Annotated in this window: 2 protein-coding genes; both read right to left on the minus strand. The window is 50.2% G+C overall.

What is annotated here, in order from left to right:
• On the minus strand, positions 1-1,930 hold a 1,930-nt coding region (gene bamA / locus AC2VLY_RS13435; protein ID WP_486892167.1), incomplete at its 3' end, for an outer membrane protein assembly factor BamA.
• On the minus strand, positions 1,927-3,225 hold the full coding sequence (gene rseP, locus AC2VLY_RS13440) for an RIP metalloprotease RseP (protein WP_486922441.1): 1,299 nt from the start codon (positions 3,223-3,225) through the stop codon (positions 1,927-1,929). The genes rseP and bamA, both read right to left, overlap by 4 nt.
• Between the last annotated feature and the right edge of the window lie 2 nt (positions 3,226-3,227).

A 3,227-nucleotide genomic window follows, 5' to 3' on the forward strand; every position in this document is an offset into this window, starting at 1 on the left:
GCTTGCCACCATAACCATTGATGAAGCCATAGCGACCACTCAGTCCGCCAGTCAACCAGGAAGTGATGGGATGATAATATTCAGCTTTGACTTCAGCCTTATACCATTTTAGTTTTCCGGGAGGAACAGCTGCCTTCAGATCCAGACTGCCATAAAAACCCTTCGTCGGGAAAATGGGCGAATTGCGGCTATCGTACACCAGGCTATTACCTATGGTCACAGCAGTAGCCGTATTACCAAACGTAGTTACATACTGGTTATAAATCTGTGGACTACCAGAAGTCAGATTAATGGTCGTATTACTATAGCCCAAGGACATATAGTCATAGACATACCGCATGATGGGTATGCCCAGCGTGCCCGTAGCACCATAGTCAATTTCCTGATAGGGCGCGACAGCGAGGGTGGAAAGATTGGTATCATTCCGATAAAGATTAACACCCAGACTGATGCCATCCGGGGTAAAATAAGGATCAGTATAAGATAGGTTGAATGCTGTGCCCAATCCGCCCACATTGGCCGAAAAAGACAACGCATTTCCAGTACCCATAAAATTGTTCTGGCTGATGGAACCATTGAACAAAATACCCTGCGCGTTGGAATAGCCCACACCCAGACTGAAACTGCCGGTCGGCCGCTCGCTGACATGCACATCCAGATTCATCTGATCAGGATGACCGGGAACCGGAACCGTTTTAGTGTCGATTTTATCGTAAAAACCAGTCTGCTGGAGCCGCTCCTTGGAACGCCTGATCTGCGCTCCATTATAAAGAGATCCTTCCATCTGCCTGAACTGACGCCGGACTACATAGTCCCGGCTGCGATCATTGCCAGTAATTTCAATCCGGCGAATGTACACTTTGCGCCCTGGGTCCACTTCAAAATTCAGAGCCACCTCACGGGTTTTTTCATCCACCGTCGGCACCGGAGTGGTATTGGCAAAAGCATAACCCAGATCACCCAGCTTGTTGGCGATGGCACTGTTGGTGTCATTGATTTTTGCCCGGGAAAACACTTCACCTGGATGAATTTCGACCAGTTTTTCCAGCTCTGGCTTGGGAATCACCAGATTTCCCGTCAAATTCACCGACTTCACATGATAAACCGGTCCTTCATGCACATTGACCGTAATGTAGACAAAACGACGATCTGGTGTGACCTGTACCTGATTGGATTCAATATCAAAATTCAGATAGCCACGATCCAGATAGAAATCGTGCAGGGCTTCCAGGCCCTTCATCAATTTCTCCTGAGAATAACGATCATTTTTGGTAAAAAATGAAAAGGCGTCAGGGGCACCAATATCGAAAAGTCCACGCAGACGGCCTTCACTGAAAGCATGATTACCGACAATGGTCACCTGCTTGATGGTAGCCTGATCTCCCTCGTTGGCATCCAGATAAATGGCTACACGATTACGTGGCAGTTTATCCACCTTGGCATGAATTTTCGCATTATAATAACCCATGCCTTCATACTGCTGCTGCAGTCCATGTACGACTTCGTCAAGCAGGGACTGATTGAAAATATGGCGGTCCACCAGACCAATGCCTTTCAGGGTTCCTTCCACTTCTTTCTTGGAAAAGGCCTTGATGCCGTGCATCCTGATGCTGGCGATAATCGGACGTTCCTGGACGACCACCAGCAAATTGTCATCCGAACGGGCGATAGTCACGTCCTTGAAAAAACCTGTAGAGTAAAGATCTTTAATCGCCTGCTGCGCTTTCTGGTCATCTACTTCTTCCCCGATATGAATGGGCAGATAGTTATAAACCGTCCCAGGGGCAATGTGCTGCAATCCTCTTATCTCTATGTTTTTCACAGTGAAGGGTGTAAATGCCCAGGCTGGCGCTGTCCAAACGGCAGCTACACAGGCAATACCCGAGGCAAGAACAAGAGGCGAAGGTGAAGTCAGGCTGAATTTTTTCACGGAGTCATCAATCTCGTAATATCGTTGTAAAAAGCGAAGGACATCAGCATCAGAAGCAGCACTATACCGATCTGTTGGGCTTTTTGCACCACCGCCGGCGAAAGCGGCTTACCCCGTAACATTTCCAGAGCATAAAACACCAGATGACCGCCATCCAGTATGGGAATAGGAAGCAGATTCAGAACACCCAGACTGATGCTGACCAAAGCCAGAAAAGACAGAAATGGCGCCACGCCAGCCTGAGCCGATTGCCCCGCATATTCGGCAATGCTAATAGGCCCGCTGATATTATCCGGTGAAACAAAACCCTGCACCATCCGAACCATCATCTCCACCGTCATCCAGGACATCTGCCAGGTACTGTGCGCACCATAGAGCAACCCCTCAAATGGTCCCCGCTGGCGTATAACGATGAGATCCTTGGGTAGGGGCGCCATGACAATGCCGATCCTGCCAATCGCCTTGCCGACCTTGTCGAGAAACATTTGTGGTTTGATCTGAATGGTTTTGCTGATCCCCGCAGCCGTCCGGTAAGTCATCTCCACCGTTTTGTCTGGATGCGATTCAATGTGACGCGCCAGACTCTCCCAGCTCGGGACAGGATGATGATCTATGCCGGTAATACGATCGCCAGCTACCAGTCCTGCCCGGGCGGCCGGACTTTTGGCTTCGACTGCTCCCACAGTTGCTGGCAGGTAAGGCTCCATTCCGATGATCTTGCCAAGAAAGTCCGGCCCCACCGAATCTGCCTTCAGATTTTGCAAAGGTAGGGTATGGGTTGCCAACCTGCCCTGCTCGGTAGTCTCAAGATGTGCCGGCACCCGGGCAATGGCCGCCGACAATAAACCCATACGCATGTCTTCCCAGGTATAAACCTGCTGCCCATTCAGGGAGGTAATGCGTTGGCCCGGCTGCAAATGGGCCTGAGCGGCCAGAGAATGATCATTCACCAGACCAACAATGGGAGCCAGCCCGGGAATACCAATCCAGGCAACTCCGGCATAAGCAATGATGGCAAAAAGGAGATTGGCTGCAGGGCCAGCCAGAGCAATAAGAAAGCGTTTACCGGGAGCCAGTTGCTCAAAAGTCCGGGTACGGTCTTCAGGTATTACTTGTTCATCGGCCTGTTCACCGAGCATTTTGACGTAACCACCCAAAGGTAACGCAGCGATGACATATTCTGTGCGATCCTTGCCCCAACGCCGACTGATCAAAGCAGGACCAAAGCCGATGCTGAATTTCAGCACCTTCACGCCCATGAATTTGGCGACCCAGAAATGTCCGGATTCATGAATCA

The organism is Acidithiobacillus sp. TH-A36, from assembly GCF_057473445.1.